This is a genomic window from Mycobacterium florentinum (assembly GCF_010730355.1).
GTDB lineage: Bacteria > Actinomycetota > Actinomycetes > Mycobacteriales > Mycobacteriaceae > Mycobacterium > Mycobacterium florentinum.
On sequence record NZ_AP022576.1, the window covers coordinates 2,804,471 to 2,820,702 of the forward strand.

The following is a 16,232-nucleotide window of genomic DNA, read 5'->3' on the forward strand; positions in this document are numbered from 1 at the left end:
GGAATCAACCGGCCGCCAGGATGGCCAGATAGCGTTGCTGGATTCCGGGCTCCGCCGCTTGCCGGTACTCCAGCAGCTGCGCGCAGCGCAATGCCAGATCGAATGATCGATAGCAGTGGTGCGCGATCAGGGCCAGGTGCTTGAGCTGCTCATTGCTCATCAAGTTCGGGCGGGTGAAGTCGCGCACGTAGACCAGGTCGGCCTCCAGGACCTGGTTGGTGGGCTGGCGCGGATCCACGAACGGCGAAATCGGCCAGAGCTTGATCTCGGGGAAACAGTGTGGGAGGAATCCCTGGCTGCGCAGCTCGGAATCGATGTCTCCCAGCGTTGGCTGATCCTTGTACAGCGTCACGAAGGAAACCTCGGTCTGGATCGCGACCGCTTCGGCGAGTCTCGCCGTCCCGCCCCGAAACACCGCGAGTTCGCCGCCCTGAACGTCGATCTTCAGAAGGTCGACGTGGTGAATCTCGGCAATGTCATCGAGCCTGCGGGATTGCACGGGTACGCGTTCGACCAGCTGCCCCGGAAGCTTGATGTACTCAAAAATGTCCAGCGCCGCCGGGTCCAGTTCGAACAGGCTCGTGAACCCGGATCCGCGATACACGTTGAGCGTGTGCGCGCCGCCATCGCCCACCACATACGGCAGATAACGCTCGTGTGGGCCTTGGCTTTCCTGCAGCTTCTGCAGCGCCTCGAGCTGGGGCTCGAACCCCGTCACACGACAAAGGCCCGCGGAAAGCATTGACGTGTAAGGCGGCTCGGTATCAATCGGATTCGCACCAACGTCTATTACGTCGGTAAGGCGTTGCGGGGCGAGGAGATTCCACAACGCTGAGTTCTTGTTATCGCCATCTGGAAGGTCCCCCATGACCACACCGTATTCGACATTTGCCGACTCGGAGAAGAAGCTCTCAACCAGACGCAAAGACGATACCTATGGAACTCCAATACCGATGGGCCGCGGAGTAATTGCCAGCAATGCCGGCGCTGTGGACGCCGGCAGTCATCGGCGGCGTCCACAGCGTCAGCGCTCAGCTCCCTGCCGGTCGAACGTCAGCACAGAACGACCCGAGCCAATACCTGTTGCGGCAATAGCCATTCCCCCACATAACGCTGTAGCCCCCAGCAATCGACGGAGCTTGACGGTGCGTAACGCCATCGTTTCCCCTTCGTCGGCATGACAATCTCGACGCTACGCACGGGAGGCTAAGCGCACCTTTCGGCTAGCTATGTATCGATTATGTTGCGACTGAGCTGCAACGATGTCGCCTAGCGTTTACAGTTGAAAAACTCTCGGCGCGGGAAAGCGCGCTATCAATAACCCTCATGTAATTTAAATTCAAGTCGCCCAGCGTTGAACGATTCCCCCTTGCTCCTCAAGATGGAGGACGCCAATGTACAAACGTGAAACCGACAAATGCCGTAAGTGCCAGGGGCTGGCGGATGCCCTGGTCTGGTACCAGTTTTCCTCGCGGGGAGAGACGGTCGGAAGGATCATCCACCGAATCCGGTGCCGCAGTGGCTGCTCAGGTTTGGTGGTGGACGGACCGGGAGCGCGCTGCTAGCCCCAACCCGTCCGTGAATAGGTGACCGGTCGGCTAATATCGATTGCATGCCACGGCCGCCAAACCCCGACGTGCGCCGGCGCCTGCTCGCGGCGGGACTCGAGCTCATACACGCGCGCGGCTTTGCCGCCAGCGGCGTCAAGGACATCACCGACGCGGCCGGGGTGCCGAAAGGTTCGTTCTACGCGTACTTTTCGAGCAAAGAAGCGTTCGCCGCGGCGATCCTCGAGCACTACTGGTCCGACATCGAAGCACGGCTGCTGCCCATCCTTGACGCGGACGAGCTGGCACAGCGACGAATCACGCGCTTCTTCCATGCGCTCGCCGACGAACACGAGTCGAGCGAGTTCCTGCTCGGCTGCCTGGTCGGCAACCTGTCGCTAGAGCTGGCCGGCTCCAGCGAACCGGTGCGCGCCGAACTCGTCCGCATTCTTCAGCGCTGGGACACCGCGTTGACCGCATGCGTGCGCTCCGGCCAGAACGGCTCCGGCGACATCCGCGAGGACGTCGATCCCGCCGAACTGGCCTCCCTGCTGATCGAGTCGTGGGAGGGCGCGGCCCTTCGCGGGAAGGTGACCCGCAGCCGCGACCCCTACGAACGGTTCGAGACGATCACCGTGCCGGCACTTCTGGGCTGATTTTCGTGACGATCGGAACACGGGCGCCTGCACCTCTTGATTTATAGACGACTGGTCATCTATTCTAGGACGATGACCGACCACGGCATGTACGCCGAACCGCAGAACCCCGCGCTGCCGGGCTCCAACTTCGAGCTCAACCATCAGCACGCCGCCCTCGTCGTCACCGATCCACAGATCGATTTCCTTAGCCCCGAAGGGGTTTCGTGGTCGGTATTCGGCGACAGCGTCCGCGACAACAACACCGTCGCGCACATCGGTGAACTGTTCGACGCCGCGAAGCTCGCGGGTATCACCGTTGCGATATCACCGCACCACTTCTATCCGACCGACAGTCAGTGGCTCTTCGGTGATCCGCTGGAACAGTTCATGAGCACCGTCGGCATGTTCGACCGCCGGGGCCCGTACACGACGGACGGCTTCGCCGGCTCCGGGGCCGACTTCCTGCCCGAATACCGCCACCACATCCACGACGGACAAACCGTGATCGCGTCTCCGCACAAAATCGTCGGCCCCGAGTCGAACGACCTCGTGCTGCAATTGCGCAAGCGCGGCATCAACCAGGTGGTCCTGGCGGGAATGGCCGCCAACCTGTGCGTCGAAGGCCACCTGCGCGAACTGATCGAGCAGGGCTTCGAGGTCGCCGTCGTCAAAGACGCCACCGCCGGCCCGCGCCTGCCCGAAGGCGACGGCTATCTGGCCGCGCTGGTGAACTTCCGATTCCTCGCCAGCGCCGTCTGGACCACGGCCGAGGCGGTCGATCAGCTCAAGAAAGACATTGGCGCCGAACATCTTTCGCGTCAACTCTAAAAGGAGGCCGAACAACATGAAGACAATCGAGGAGCTGTCTGCGCTCAGATTCGCATTGAACAGCGGTGGTGAGATTCCGGCGCTGGGGTTTGGGACGTCGCTTTCGGACAACCGCAAGACACGCGACACCGTCAAAGCCGCGGTCGAGGTGGGTTTCCGCCACCTCGACGCCGCCGAACGGTATCGCAACGAGGCGGAGGTCGGTGCGGCGCTCGAGGAGTTGTTCGCCGCGGGAACGGTCCGCCGTGAGGACCTCTTCGTCACGACCAAGCTATGGAACAACAACCATCGACCCGAACGGGTCAGGCCGGCGCTGCGGGCCAGCCTGGACAGACTCGGGCTCGATGCGGTCGACCTGTATCTGGTGCACACGCCGTTCGCGTTCCGTCCCGGCGACGACCAAGATCCCCGTGACGTGCACGGGGCCGTCATCTACGACGACGGCGTCACGTTGGAGGAAACCTGGGCCGCGATGGAAAGCCTTGTCGACGAGGGACTTACCCGCGCGATAGGCCTGTCCGACATCGACGCCGACGCCACCCGAAGGATCATCGACGCCGCCCGAATCAAGCCGGCCGTCGTCGAGGTGGAATCGCACCCCTATCACCCGCAGTGGGAACTGCACGAGTTGTGCACGACCGAGGGCATCATCCTGCTGGCCTTCGCCTCACTGGGACACGCGCTGGAGCCGCGACTGCTCGACGACCCGCTGATCACCTCGATCGCTGGGCGTTACGGCAAGACTCCCGCGCAAGTGTTGCTGGCCTGGGGGATTCAGCGAGGCAGCGCGGTGCTCACGGGATCCGTTACGCCGTCGCGCATACGCGAGAACTTCGATGTCACCGCGCTTCCGCAGAGTGCGATCGACGAGATCAACGAGCGCCTCGACATTCGCATTCGGTTCAATTCCGTTGCGGACGCCGGAGTGCCGGGCTTCTCCAACGTGCCCACGGACGCCTGAGGGATTTGCATCGAATTTCGCTGCGCGCCGCCATCCCGCGTCCATAAAATGTGGGATGGCCGTCGGCGTGATCGCGGAATTCGTGCTGGATGAGAAGTGCGTCTCCCAACAGCATCCGTGGAGTGTCTTCGATGCTTCCACGGCCAACGGGCAACTCGCGGGCGTCCTCGCGGGCTTCATGCTGATCTCGATAACGACACTCCTCACCGTCTGGCGCGACGATCTCGAAAGCGCCGAAAGCGCGGTCGTGTATTTGGGATTGGGTGTGATCGTGCTGGGGCTCGACGCCTACCTTTTCGGCTCCGTCGCCGCCATCAAACCGCCGCAGGGCTCTCACGATTTTCAACAGGTTTGCGCGAAGGCGTGGGTCGAGTACATGCCGGGAGTCGGGTTGATGGGTGTGGGCGCGGGCCTGCTGGTGGCCGGCCTCGCCTGGATAATCGCCCGGCATGAGTGGGCCGGTGACAGTACGAAGTTCACCGTTCGGGTAACCCTCGCCGCTCTCTTCGTGGTGATCGGGCCGCTGGCGCTTCTCACCTGGCACTCGATCAATTTCATCGACGAGATGCACGGCGAACTTGCCGAAGTCGACACCACCACACAGGATTTCGGCTCGGCGGTGGTCGGGATCTTCTTCGTCGCCTGTATTGTGACGGTGCTTTGGGTGCTGGTAAGGATCGCGCTCGGCGGCCAGAGCCCGGTCAACCCGCAATGGGCGCGAATCATGATCTCGGCGGGTGTCGCCATTTATCTGGCCGAGGCTCTCGCGTTCACGGTTCTGTATCCGTGGCTGCAGTCCGCGCCCCCGGTTTTCTTCTTCGGCGCCGGGATATTTCTGTGCATCGTCGCGCCATCGATCATTTTCGTGTTGGTCGCGCTCGCAATGCCCGGACGGCGCTGCGAGAACACCTCCGCGCAGCAGGAAGCCGGCCGGGACGTAGCGGCCTAGGTCGCCGCAGGTCTGCGCGCGGCCCTTCCCTACCGTCCCCTTCCCAGACACAAAATTACGGTGTAATTATTATGTGATTTACCCGCCCGGGCGGTCTGCGGCTAAGGAGAGAACGTGAAGGCTTGGCAGGTCCACGGAAGCGGTGAGCCGACCGACGTCCTACGCCAAGTGGACCGCGATGTGCCGGACCCGGGCGCCGAGCAGGTACGAATCCGCGTTGCCGCGACGGGCCTCGGACTACCCGATGTGCTGATGTGTCGGGGCACCTACCCGCTGACTCCCGCATTGCCGTTTACGCCGGGACAGGAGTTGGTCGGCACCGTCACCGCGGTGGGACCGGGCGTCGATATCGCAATCGGCACCCGCGTGCTGGGTGTCAGCGACTTCATCAGCGGCAACGGATCCTTCGCCGCCGAAACTCTTGCGTACGCGAGCAACGTCTTCCCGGCCCCTGCCACCATGGACGACTCCACCGCGGCGGGATTCTGGATTCCCAACATGACCGCGTGGATCGGCCTGGTCGATCGCGGCGGACTCGAAGCGGGACAGCGCCTGGCGGTGCTCGGTGCCGCGGGCGGCAGCGGAATCGCGGCGGTCCAGCTCGGGAAGGCGCGGGGGGCGGAGGTACTCGCCGTCGTCAGCGACGAGAAGCGGGCCGAATTCTGCCGGTCACTGGGCGCCGACCGCGTCGTCGTCGCGCATGGCGAAATCGCTTCTGACGGAACACCCCTCGCACAGGCGCTGCGCGAAGCGACCGACTGGGCCGGTCTCGACGTGATCTTCGATCCGGTCGGCGGTGCACAGGGCACCGCGGCCATGGGCGCCCTGGCACGCGACGGCCGCCATCTGGCGGTCGGCTTCGCCAGTGGTGCGTGGCCCACCCCCGACGTCGCGATGATGGTCATGACCAACACGACGCTGGTGGGTGTGCTTGCGGCGGGCTACAGCCGAGAGCATCTGGAAGGGATCCTGCGCGGCCTCGAAGAATTGGCCGACCGCGGCGCCATCGCACTCAAGGCAGAACGGGTGTCGTTCGACGATATCCCCGAAGCGCTCACGCGACTGGGCGAACGAAAAGTCCTGGGCAAGATCGTCGCCGAAATCGACGGCGCCGGCTAGGCGAGGACGACGTCGAGGGGCACCGCGTTGCTCAGGGTGTGGCCCACCGGCGAGCTGGCCACCACTGTCGTGTGCAACGCCTCAAGCTGCGCCGGGGATGCATCGGTGTCGATTCGGACGGTGGCGGTTATCGATTCAAAGCCCGCGTGGCCATCTTTGAGGCCCAGAAACACCGACAGATCGATGTCACCTCTCAGATCGACCTGCAAGTTGTTGATCCGGATACCGGCGATCGTAGCGTTCGCCGCGTAGCCGACCGCCAGGCAGTTGCCCAGCGCGGCGAGGAGCTGCTCGACCGGATTCGGCGCGCTATCGCCCCCGCCCAGCATGGCCGGTTCATCCGAGGGCACGGCGGCGAATTGGCGCACCCGCGACGACGACGAAAACCCGCCGTTCCACGTCACGTGCGCTGCCCAGGTGGTGTGCGCCTTGCCCGGGTCGGCTCGGACGCCCTCAACCAGAGCGCCAACGGCCCTGATGTCGACCTCGTTCAGCGGCAAGTCGGTGTCGGTAGTCATGAGTTCTCCATCTCTACGCACAACCACGGACGTGGCCGATTTCAAGCATCCCCGGGCCGCAGCTGAGGACCTACAGTATTGAGCGCAGTGATTTGTAGAGCACCTGTTCAAAACCCTTGCGCGCGAACAGCCGCCACCTGTTCTGCGGTGCGCGGCAGAGCCGGGGCCGGCAGACGGTCCTTGACCTGCCAATTTTTATGACACATACTATCTCATTAAATGAAGATGCGGGCGTCAGCTGCACGAGTTTGCTCGACTTACAAAGCGCCGTATGACAATTGGCGCTCATGCTGTCGCTCTCGCATTATCGGCAACTGCATCCGGTGTTCGTCAGCGACACGGTCACAAGTCAGAAGAGCCAGGAGGGGTAAGTCATGACGCCATCCGAATATGCCCACACAAAACTTCAACTTGCGCTCTGGGGCTGCGGGATCGGGTTCGCACTGCTGTTCTTCGTCGGACTGATGCCCTTGTCCGGCTTCATTCCCCCGCCATCGCCCCAGTTGTCCGGAGCCCAATTGATGGCGCAGTACGGCCCCCAGCTGCCGTGGGTCAAATTCGGAATCGTCGTCGGCCTGCTGGGCAGCGCCTTGCTGGTGCCGTGGTCGGCGATGGTCGCCCTGCAGATCGCGCGAATGGAGCAAGGCAGACGCGTCCCGCTCTGGGCCATCTTTGCGTTCGGTGCCGGCTGTGTGAACGCGGTGGCCTTTATCCTTCCCTTCATCTTTTGGGCGGGGGCCTTCTACCGGCCGGACCGCTCGCCTGAGCTGGTCCAGCTGATCAACGACATGACGTGGCTCGAGTTCTTGATGTTCTTTCCGACGTTCAGCATGCAGCTGTTCTGCCTGGCGATGGCCGGCTTCACTCAGCGGCAGGGACCGAAGGTATTCCCCCGCTGGTTCTTGTATCTGAACCTCTGGATGGCGACGATTGGCGGGACCGGTCTGATTTCGATCTTCTTCTTCGGCGGACCCTTCGCATGGAACGGCCTCATCGGATTCTGGCTTCCCGTCGGCTCGTACGTCCCGTTTCTCATCGTCACGTTCGTCCAGTTCTACCGCGCGATCGTCGCCGAGAAGCACTGTTATCAGCCGGCGGACATGCCGGCGACCGTTGGGACGGCCAGGTAGCGGCGCTCTCGCGTCTCAAACCCGTTGCCGTGCGCGAAAATAGCTTCTGACCTGTGGTGGCAGGTACTGGATTCGAACCAGTGTAGGCGTAAGCCGACGGATTTACAGTCCGCTCCCATTGGCCGCTCGGGCAACCTGCCGCCTAGCAGGGTACAACGAGCGGGTAGACAATTCACAAACGGCTAGGAGCAACCCGGAACCAACACGGAAGGGCGTTCGCATGGCGGACTCATCGTTCGACATCGTCAGCAAGTTCGATCGGCAGGAGGTCGACAACGCGCTTAACCAGGCAGCCAAGGAGTTGGCCACCCGCTTCGACTTCCGCGGCACCGACACCACGATCGCGTGGAAGGGCGACGAGGGCGTCGAGCTGACGTCGTCCACGGAGGAGCGCATCAAGGCGGCGGTCGACGTGTTCAAGGAGAAGCTGATCCGCCGCGACATCTCGATGAAGGCCTTCGACGCCGGCGAGCCGCAGCCCTCGGGCAAGACCTTCAAGCTCAACGGCACCCTCAAGCAGGGCATCGACAGCGAGAACGCCAAGAAGATCACCAAGATCATCCGCGACGAGGGGCCCAAGGGCGTCAAGGCCCAGATCCAGGGCGACGAGATCCGGGTCTCCAGCAAGAAGCGCGATGACCTGCAGGCCGTCCAGGCGCTGCTGCGGAGCGCCGACCTGCCCGTCGCGGTGCAGTTCGTCAACTATCGCTAGCCGCATCGCCGTATGACGGACGCGTGTGCGCAGTGCGGCTTCGCCTACGAGCTCACTGCGGCCACGACCGCCGCGGACGCGATCAACGAGCGGATCAACGCGGCCGGGGCCATCCTGCGCCGCGCCGACGTGGACTTGAGATCCAGGCGGCTACCCGAGCAGTGGTCCCCAGTGGAGTACGGATGCCATCTGCGCGACATGCTGCTCGTCCAGCGCGAACGCGTGCTGGCGGCGCTTCGGGTGGATCGGCCGGACTGCACGCCGATGGGACGCGACAAGCGGGCCGTCCACGACGGGTACGCCGACCAGGATCCCGCCGACGTTGCCCGCCAACTCGCCGATGCCGCAACGATGTTCGGCAACGTGCTGAGCCGTATGTCCGCGGGCGACTGGAACCGCACGGTGATTTACCATTTCCCGGAAACCGCCGAGAGGTCGCTGCGCTGGCTGGCGGTACACACCCTGCACGAGGCCCAACACCACCTCGACGACATCCGACGCCAACTGTGATTGGCCGGGTCTGCTCATCCAACCAACCAGTCGGTCCTACGCTAGTGACGAGTCCCACACCGCAAGCGAGGTTCACGATGACCGTGACTCCCCAGGAAGCCACCGGCCAGCCACCGGCCAAGGCCGGCTACTTCGACGTCGTCATCGTCGGTGCCGGGATCTCCGGCATCGGCGCGGCCTACCGGATCGCCGAACGCAATCCCCACCTGACGTGCGCGGTCCTGGAGCGCCGCGAGCAGATCGGCGGCACCTGGGATCTGTTCCGGTATCCCGGAGTGCGCTCGGACAGCAGCATCTTCACGCTGTCGTTTCCGTTCGAGCCCTGGACCCGCAAAGAGGGCGTCGCCGACGGCGAACACATCCGCGAGTACCTGGCGGCCACCGCGCACAAGTACGGCATCGACCGCCACATCCAGTTCAACAGCCATGTCCGTTCGGCGGATTGGGATTCGTCCACCGACACCTGGACGATCGTCGTCGACCAGGGCGACACCACCACGATTTACCGCAGCCGGTTCGTGTTCTTCGCCTCCGGCTACTACAACTACGACGAGGGCTACACCCCGGAGTTTCCCAGCATCGAGCGGTTCGACGGAACCGTCGTCCATCCCCAGCACTGGCCGGAGGACCTGGACTACACCGGCAAGAAGATCGTGGTGATCGGCAGCGGTGCCACCGCGGTGACCCTGCTCCCCTCGCTGTCGGAGCAGGCCGCGAAGGTGACGATGCTGCAACGCTCGCCGACCTATCTGGTCTCGGCGTCGAAGTACCGAAAACTCGACGATGTCATTCGTGCTCTGTTGCCTCGCAAGGCTTCTCATTTGGTCATCCGGACGTACAACGCTTTGACCGAGGCCGTGTTCTTCTTCGTGTCCCGCAAGATGCCGGGCTTGATCAAGTCGCTGCTGCGGCGCAAAGCGGTCGACACCCTGCCCGACGGCTACGCCGTCGACGTCCACTTCAAACCGCGATACAACCCGTGGGACCAGCGGATGTGCATGATCCCCGACGCCGACCTGTACCGCTCGATCACCGCGGGCCGCGCCGACGTCGTGACCGATGAGATCGACCATTTCGACGCCACCGGTATCGCGCTGAAGTCCGGCGCGCACCTCGACGCCGACATCATCGTCACCGCGACCGGCCTGCAGTTGCAGGCGCTGGGCGGGGCGTCGATCAGCCTCGACGGCGAAAAGGTCGATCACCGTGAGCGTTTCGTCTACAAGGCGCACATGCTCGAAGACGTGCCGAACCTGTTCTGGTGCGTGGGCTACACCAACGCGTCATGGACACTGCGGGCCGACATCACGGCACGTGCAACCGCAAAACTCATGGCGCACATGGCTTCTCACGGCTACACGCACGCCTACCCACACCTGGGCAACGAGCCGATGGCGGAGAAACCGTCTTGGGACATCAACGCCGGCTACGTGAAGCGCTCGGCGCACCAGCTGCCCAAGTCCGGCACCAAACGGCCGTGGAACGTCCGACAGAACTACCTCGCCGACGCCCTCGACTACCGGTTCGACCGCATCGAGGAGTCAATGGAGTTCGGCCGCGTATCCGACCGCGCGCCGGTAGCGGGCTAGCGATCGACATGAACTCCTACTAAATGTGAGGTTTCGGCAATACGCTAGACGTCATGTCAGCCGAGAAGCGCGAACCCAAAGTCGTTGTCCTTGGCGGTGGTTCCTGGGGAACCACCGTCGCGTCCATCTGCGCGCGCCGGGGACCGACGTTGCAGTGGGTGCGCTCCGAAGAGACCGCCAAGGACATCAACGAGAATCACCGCAACGCCCGCTACCTCGGCGATGACGTCGAACTGAGCGACACGCTGCGCGCCACCAACGATTTCGCGGAGGCCGCCAACTGCGCCGACGTCGTGATCATGGGGGTGCCCTCGCACGGTTTCCGGGGTGTGCTCACCGAACTCGGCAAGGAATTGCGGCCCTGGGTGCCGGTGGTGTCGCTGGTCAAGGGGCTCGAGCAGGGCACCAATATGCGGATGTCGCAGATCATCGAGGAGGTACTACCGGGTCATCCGGCGGGCATCCTGGCCGGGCCGAACATTGCGCGCGAGGTGGGCGAGGGCTATGCCGCCGCGGCCGTGCTGGCGATGCCCGATCAACACCTGGCCACTCGGCTGGCAGCGTTGTTCCGCACCCGGCGCTTCCGGGTGTACACCAGCGACGACGTCGTCGGCGTCGAGATGGCGGGCGCGCTCAAGAACGTCTACGCCATTGCCGTCGGCATGGGTTACTCGCTGGGCATCGGCGAGAACACCCGCGCGCTGGTGATTGCCCGGGCGCTGCGCGAGATGACGAAGCTGGGCGTGGCATTGGGCGGAGATCCGGAAACCTTTCCCGGACTGGCGGGCCTGGGCGATCTGATCGTGACTTGTACCAGTCAGCGGAGTCGTAATCGCCACGTGGGTGAACAACTCGGCTCGGGCAAGTCGATCGACGAGATCATCGCATCGATGAACCAGGTTGCCGAGGGCGTGAAGGCCGCCAGCGTGATCATGGAGTTCGCCAGCGAGTTCGGGCTGAGCATGCCGATCGCCCGCGAAGTCGACGGTGTGATCAACCACGGGTCGACGGTGGAGCAGGCCTACAGCGGCCTGATCGCCGAGGTCCCCGGACACGAAGTGCACGGATCCGGGTTCTAGTCGAGTCCGAAGCCGTTGTGCTGCGGCCTATTAGGCAGGGCGGAAGCGCAGCGCCACGCCGTTCATGCAGTAGCGCAGGCCGGTCGGTTCGGGGCCATCGTCGAAGACATGGCCGAGGTGTCCACCGCAACGGCTGCAGAGCACCTCTGTTCGTGTCATGCCGGCGCTGTTGTCCCGCCGCTCGAGGACGGCGTTGCTCAGGGCTTTCCAAAAACTCGGCCAGCCCGTGCCGCTGTCGAACTTGGTGGCCGACGAGAACAAGTCCTGTCCGCAGCCCGCACATCCGAAAATCCCGGTGCGGTGCTCATCGTTGAGCGGGCTGCTGTAGGGCATCTCGGTGGACCCCGTACGAAGCACCGCGTACTGCTGCGGGCTCAGAAGCTGGCGCCACTCCGCGTCGGTATGGGTGACCTCGAATCCATCGGTCGGCGGACTCGGCGCACCGGCCGCCAGCGGAACACCAAGCGAATTACAGCCGGCGAGCACGCCGAAAACCGCGGCGCCGAGCAGCATGCGCCGACGGGCCAGAACCGACCGCGGTGGTGTCGGGGCGGTCATCTTTCCAAGCATAGGCCGATCGCGTGGCAGGTCGACCGGTCTTGATCGCTGAAAGCGTCAGCCCCGCGCCATCGCTTCCAGCCGGCGGATCCGATCCTCGATCGGCGGGTGCGTCGAGAACATCGAGCCGATGCGCTCACCCGCACGGAACGGGTTGGCGATCATCAGGTGTGCCTGGCTGGCCAGCTGCGGCTCGGGCGGCAACGGGGCCGCCTGCACGCCACCGGAAATCTTGCGCAGGGCCGACGCCAAGGCCAGCGGGTCGCCGGTCAACAGCGCGCCCGACTCGTCGGCCTGGTACTCCCGGGATCGCGACACCGCCAGCTTGACCACCGTGGCCGCGATCGGCCCCAGCAGCGAAACTAGCAGCAGTGCAAAGGGATTCCCGCCATCACGGTTGCCGCCGAACATGCCGGCCCACATCGCCATGTTGGCCAGGGCGGTGATCACGCCCGCCAGCGCGCCGGCCACGCACGAGATCAGGATGTCGCGGTTGTAGACGTGTGAGAGCTCGTGGCCCAGCACGGCGCGCAGCTCGCGCTCGTTGAGGATGTCCAGGATGCCGGTGGTGCAACACACCGCGGCATTGCGCGGGTTGCGTCCGGTGGCGAAGGCGTTGGGCGCGTTGGTGTCGCTGATGTACAGCCGCGGCATCGGCTGGTGCGCGGCGGTGGCCAGCTCGCGCACGATTCGATAGATCACCGGCGCCTGAAGTTCGGAAACCGGCTGAGCGTGCATCGCGCGCAACGCCAACTTGTCGCTGTTGTAGTACGTGTAGACGTTCATGCCGATCGCGAACATCAACGCCAGGAACATCGCCGTCCTGCCGAACAGCGAGCCGACGAACACGATCATTGCGGACATACCGGCCAACAACAGGAAGGTCTTGAGCCTGTTGGCGTGCGGATGCCAGGTCATCGCTGTCCCCCTCGAAAGGACTCGTTCATTGCTTGACTGCTGTCAATTGAACGCCCGGGATGACCGTCCGGGTTCCATGACGCGCTAGCCGTGCCGGCTGATCGTGTAGTCGACCAACGTCTCCAGCGCACGACGGCCGGGGACGTCGGGCAAAAGCCCCAGCTCATGGTGGGCTTTGGCGGCGTACTGCGCCAGGAACTCCTTGGCCTGGGCCATGCCGGGCGACGCCCGCAACAGCCTCAGCGCCTCGGCCACCGCGTCGTCGTCCTCGACCGGACCCGCTAGCAGCTCGCGCAGCCGATCGCCGTCGGGGCCGGGTTGTCGCAGCGCAAAGACCATCGGCAGGGTGTGCACGCCTTCGCGGATATCGGTGCCGGGCAGCTTGCCCGACTCGTGCGAGTCGCTGTCGATGTCGATGATGTCGTCCGAGATCTGAAACGCGGTGCCCACGATGCCGCCGAGCCGGCTCAGCCGAGCTACCTGATCGTCGTCGGCCCCGGAGAACATCGCGCCGAACTGGCCGGCGGCAGAGATCAGGCAGGCCGTCTTCTCGTACACCACCTTCAGGTAGTGCTCGATCGGATCGCCGCCTGCCACGAAGCCGCGGGTCTCGCGCATCTGCCCGGTCACCAGCTGAGCAAACGTCTCGGCGATCAGCCGCACCGCGTCCGGCCCCAGCCGCGACACCAGCCGCGACGCCGTCGCGAACAGGTAGTCACCGGCCAGGATCGCGACGTTGTTGCTCCAGCGCACATTCGCGGTCTGTGCGCCGCGGCGAACCTCGGCCTCGTCCATCACGTCGTCGTGGTACAGCGTGGCCAGGTGCACCAGCTCGATGACCGCGCCGGCGATCGTCACGTCCGCTGAATCCGGGTTCGGCCCGATCTGCGCCGAAAGCACGGTGAACAACGGCCGGAACCGCTTGCCGCCGGCCTTGAACAGATGCGTCAGCGAATCCGTCATGATCTCGTCGGCACTGCGCAATTCGACGTCCATGAGCTGCTCGATCTTGGCGACGCCGTCCCGCACCGTCGTGGCGAACGCGGCGTCGCCGAAATCAATGCCCGCCACCACCGTCGCGGGAGTCTTCACCCGACCATCCCTATTCGCCGGAGTACTCACGCGACCAACATACTGGGGGGCGTGGACACGAAGGCCTCCGGAGCCGAGGTGGTGGTCGTGGGCGCCGGACCTGCCGGTTCGGCGGCGGCCGCCTGGGCCGCCCGCGCCGGCCGCGACGTCCTCGTCGTCGACTCCGCCGCCTTCCCCCGCGACAAGCCGTGCGGCGACGGGCTGACGCCGCGCGCGGTCGCCGAGTGCGAGCGCCTCGGCCTGGGCGACTGGCTGGATACCCGCATCCGGCATCGGGGCTTACGGATGAGCGGGTTCGGCGGCGAGGTCGAAGTGGATTGGCCCGGCCCGTCGTTCCCGTCGACCGGCAGCGCGGTGGCCCGCCTCGAGCTGGACGACCGGATCCGCAAAGTCGCCGAGGAGTCCGGCGCACGCATGCTACTGGGCACCAAAGCCGTCGGTGTGCACCATGACTCGTCGCGACGAGTGACCTCAGTGATGTTGGCCGACGGCACCGAGCTGGGCTGCCGCCAGCTGATCGTCGCCGACGGCGCCCGCTCCACGCTGGGCCGCAAGCTCGGCCGGCGCTGGCATCAGGAGACCGTGTACGGCGTCGCGGCCCGTGGGTATCTGACCACGCCGCGCAGCGAAGACCCTTGGCTGACATCGCATCTCGAGCTCCGCTCCCCCGACGGCGCCGTGTTGCCCGGGTATGGCTGGATCTTCCCGCTGGGCAACGGCGAGGTGAACATCGGCGTCGGAGCGCTGTCGACGTCGAAGCGGCCGGCCGACCTGTCGCTGCGACCGCTGATCTCCTACTACACCGACCTGCGCCGCGACGAGTGGGGCTTTACCGATGAGCCGCGGGCGATCTCGTCGGCGCTGCTGCCGATGGGCGGCGCGGTCTCCGGGGTGGCCGGGCCGAACTGGATGCTGGTCGGCGACGCCGCGGCCTGCGTGAACCCGCTCAACGGCGAGGGCATCGACTACGGGATGGAGACCGGGCGGCTGGCCGCCGAGCTGCTGGATTACGGCGACGTGTCGAAAGCGTGGCCGTCGCTGTTGTCCGACCACTACGGCCGGGGATTCTCGGTCGCGCGCCGGCTGGCGCTGCTGCTGACCTTCCAGCGGTTCCTGCCCACGACGGGCCCCCTCGCGATGCGATCGACCACGCTGATGACCATCGCCGTGCGGGTGATGGCCAACCTGGTCACCGACGATGACGCCGACTGGGTGGCGCGAGCATGGCGCAGCGGTGGGCGGTTCTCCCGGCTCCTCGATCGCCGAACACCGTTTAGCTGAACCAACTTTTCCGCCTCGCGGTTCGACATACGCACAATATCAACTTCATTGACATATATCAGGATGCTTGATATATCTGAGGCATGACTCAGCCAACTGATTTCGAGTTCGAAACGGCCTACCGCGGTGAATCCACCACGTTCGGCGAGGGAGTGCGTCCGCCCTGGAGCATCGGCGCCCCCCAACCCGAACTGGCCGCGCTGATCGACCAGGGCAAATTCCACGGCGACGTGCTCGACGTGGGCTGCGGTGAGGCCGCCATCTCGCTGACGCTGGCCAAGCTCGGCCACACCACGGTGGGCCTGGACCTGTCCCCCACCGCCATCGACCTGGCCCGCCGCGAGGCCGCGAATCGTGGCCTGACCAACGCCACCTTCGAGGTCGCCGACATCAGCACGTTCACCGGATACGACGGCCGGTTCGGCACCATCGTCGACAGCACCTTGTTCCACTCCATCCCGGTCGAGGCACGCGAGGGCTATCAGCAGTCGATCAGCCGCGCGGCCGCTCCCGACGCCTCGTACTTCGCCCTGGTCTTCGACAAGGCCGCGGTTCCCGGCGGCCCGATCAACGCCGTCACGGCCGACGAACTGCGCGACGCGGTGTCCAAGTATTGGGTCGTCGACGAGATCCGGCCGGCCCGCCTGCACGCCCAGGTACCGGACGCGTCCGTCGGGATGCCCGGCATCGTCGACATTCGCGACGAACCCACCGGTCTGAAGTCGGTCGGCGGCTGGCTGTTGACCGCCCATCTTGGCTGATCGGCCGTGAGCGAGTCGTTATCCCGGTGTATAGTCCGGCTA

17 protein-coding genes and 1 tRNA gene are annotated in these 16,232 nt (G+C 64.8%); 12 read left to right on the forward strand and 6 right to left on the reverse strand.

Annotated features, from left to right (window positions below; all coding sequences use genetic code 11):
- Nucleotides 1-4: 4 nt before the first annotated feature.
- Nucleotides 5-868 carry an FkbM family methyltransferase gene (locus G6N55_RS13185; protein ID WP_085223038.1) on the reverse strand — a complete coding sequence of 288 codons (864 nt, stop codon included), beginning with the start codon at nucleotides 866-868 and terminating at the stop codon, nucleotides 5-7.
- Between the two features lie 744 nt (nucleotides 869-1,612).
- Here G6N55_RS13185 and G6N55_RS13190 point away from each other — a divergent pair.
- The 5 genes from G6N55_RS13190 (at nucleotide 1,613) to G6N55_RS13210 (ending at nucleotide 6,042) form a co-directional block, all read left to right on the forward strand.
- The gene (locus G6N55_RS13190) at nucleotides 1,613-2,203 is read left to right on the forward strand and encodes a TetR/AcrR family transcriptional regulator (RefSeq protein ID WP_085222867.1); all 591 of its coding nucleotides are present in this window, start codon (nucleotides 1,613-1,615) and stop codon (nucleotides 2,201-2,203) included.
- A 72-nt stretch (nucleotides 2,204-2,275) separates the two neighbouring features.
- Entirely contained in the window at nucleotides 2,276-3,013 is a 738-nt protein-coding gene (locus G6N55_RS13195) for a cysteine hydrolase (RefSeq protein WP_085222866.1), read from the forward strand.
- Nucleotides 3,014-3,029: 16 nt separating this feature from the next.
- Nucleotides 3,030-3,974 (forward strand): aldo/keto reductase, encoded by a 945-nt coding sequence (locus G6N55_RS13200; RefSeq protein WP_085222865.1) that lies wholly within the window; start codon nucleotides 3,030-3,032, stop codon nucleotides 3,972-3,974.
- Between the two features lie 55 nt (nucleotides 3,975-4,029).
- Nucleotides 4,030-4,923, forward strand: coding sequence for a hypothetical protein (locus G6N55_RS13205; protein WP_085222864.1), 894 nt, complete (start codon nucleotides 4,030-4,032; stop codon nucleotides 4,921-4,923).
- 114 nt (nucleotides 4,924-5,037) lie between these two features.
- On the forward strand, nucleotides 5,038-6,042 hold the full coding sequence (locus G6N55_RS13210; protein ID WP_085222863.1) for an NADPH:quinone oxidoreductase family protein: 1,005 nt from the start codon (nucleotides 5,038-5,040) through the stop codon (nucleotides 6,040-6,042).
- Here the strand turns inward: G6N55_RS13210 and G6N55_RS13215 are convergent.
- The gene (locus G6N55_RS13215; RefSeq protein ID WP_085222862.1) at nucleotides 6,039-6,560 is read right to left on the reverse strand and encodes an OsmC family protein; all 522 of its coding nucleotides are present in this window, start codon (nucleotides 6,558-6,560) and stop codon (nucleotides 6,039-6,041) included. The two genes, G6N55_RS13210 and G6N55_RS13215, sit on opposite strands and share 4 nt — an antisense overlap.
- Before the next feature lie 374 nt (nucleotides 6,561-6,934).
- On the opposite strand from G6N55_RS13215, the gene G6N55_RS13220 reads away from it, so the two are divergent.
- Nucleotides 6,935-7,690: a hypothetical protein gene (locus G6N55_RS13220; protein ID WP_085222861.1), complete on the forward strand. Its 756-nt coding sequence runs from the start codon at nucleotides 6,935-6,937 to the stop codon at nucleotides 7,688-7,690.
- Between the two features lie 54 nt (nucleotides 7,691-7,744).
- Here G6N55_RS13220 and G6N55_RS13225 read toward each other — a convergent pair.
- Nucleotides 7,745-7,830: transfer RNA gene (locus G6N55_RS13225), tRNA-Tyr, on the reverse strand.
- An 80-nt stretch (nucleotides 7,831-7,910) separates the two neighbouring features.
- Here G6N55_RS13225 and G6N55_RS13230 point away from each other — a divergent pair.
- The 4 genes from G6N55_RS13230 (at nucleotide 7,911) to G6N55_RS13245 (ending at nucleotide 11,580) form a co-directional block, all read left to right on the forward strand.
- On the forward strand, nucleotides 7,911-8,402 hold the full coding sequence (locus tag G6N55_RS13230) for a YajQ family cyclic di-GMP-binding protein (RefSeq protein ID WP_085222860.1): 492 nt from the start codon (nucleotides 7,911-7,913) through the stop codon (nucleotides 8,400-8,402).
- A gap of 12 nt (nucleotides 8,403-8,414) precedes the next feature.
- Nucleotides 8,415-8,912, forward strand: coding sequence for a DinB family protein (locus G6N55_RS13235; protein ID WP_085222859.1), 498 nt, complete (start codon nucleotides 8,415-8,417; stop codon nucleotides 8,910-8,912).
- Between the two features lie 77 nt (nucleotides 8,913-8,989).
- The gene (locus G6N55_RS13240; protein WP_085222858.1) at nucleotides 8,990-10,501 is read left to right on the forward strand and encodes a flavin-containing monooxygenase; all 1,512 of its coding nucleotides are present in this window, start codon (nucleotides 8,990-8,992) and stop codon (nucleotides 10,499-10,501) included.
- A 53-nt stretch (nucleotides 10,502-10,554) separates the two neighbouring features.
- A complete protein-coding gene (locus G6N55_RS13245; protein WP_085222857.1) occupies nucleotides 10,555-11,580 on the forward strand; it encodes an NAD(P)H-dependent glycerol-3-phosphate dehydrogenase in 1,026 nt (341 codons plus the stop codon).
- A 30-nt stretch (nucleotides 11,581-11,610) separates the two neighbouring features.
- Here the strand turns inward: G6N55_RS13245 and msrB are convergent, their stop codons facing one another.
- The 3 genes from msrB to grcC1 all read right to left on the reverse strand — a co-directional run bounded on the left by msrB (nucleotide 11,611) and on the right by grcC1 (nucleotide 14,148).
- Complete coding sequence (msrB, locus tag G6N55_RS13250; RefSeq protein ID WP_085223037.1) at nucleotides 11,611-12,138, reverse strand: peptide-methionine (R)-S-oxide reductase MsrB; 528 nt, start codon at nucleotides 12,136-12,138, stop codon at nucleotides 11,611-11,613.
- A gap of 57 nt (nucleotides 12,139-12,195) precedes the next feature.
- On the reverse strand, nucleotides 12,196-13,056 hold the full coding sequence (gene htpX / locus G6N55_RS13255; protein WP_085222856.1) for a zinc metalloprotease HtpX: 861 nt from the start codon (nucleotides 13,054-13,056) through the stop codon (nucleotides 12,196-12,198).
- Nucleotides 13,057-13,140: 84 nt separating this feature from the next.
- The gene (gene grcC1, locus G6N55_RS13260) at nucleotides 13,141-14,148 is read right to left on the reverse strand and encodes a nonaprenyl/(2E,6E)-farnesyl/geranylgeranyl diphosphat synthase (protein ID WP_085222855.1); all 1,008 of its coding nucleotides are present in this window, start codon (nucleotides 14,146-14,148) and stop codon (nucleotides 13,141-13,143) included.
- A gap of 51 nt (nucleotides 14,149-14,199) precedes the next feature.
- Between grcC1 and menJ the strand changes: the two genes are divergently transcribed.
- Both menJ and G6N55_RS13270 read left to right on the forward strand, forming a co-directional pair.
- Complete coding sequence (gene menJ, locus G6N55_RS13265) at nucleotides 14,200-15,429, forward strand: menaquinone reductase (protein WP_139826878.1); 1,230 nt, start codon at nucleotides 14,200-14,202, stop codon at nucleotides 15,427-15,429.
- Nucleotides 15,430-15,512: 83 nt separating this feature from the next.
- Complete coding sequence (locus G6N55_RS13270; protein WP_085222854.1) at nucleotides 15,513-16,190, forward strand: class I SAM-dependent methyltransferase; 678 nt, start codon at nucleotides 15,513-15,515, stop codon at nucleotides 16,188-16,190.
- The last annotated feature ends 42 nt before the right edge of the window (nucleotides 16,191-16,232 follow it).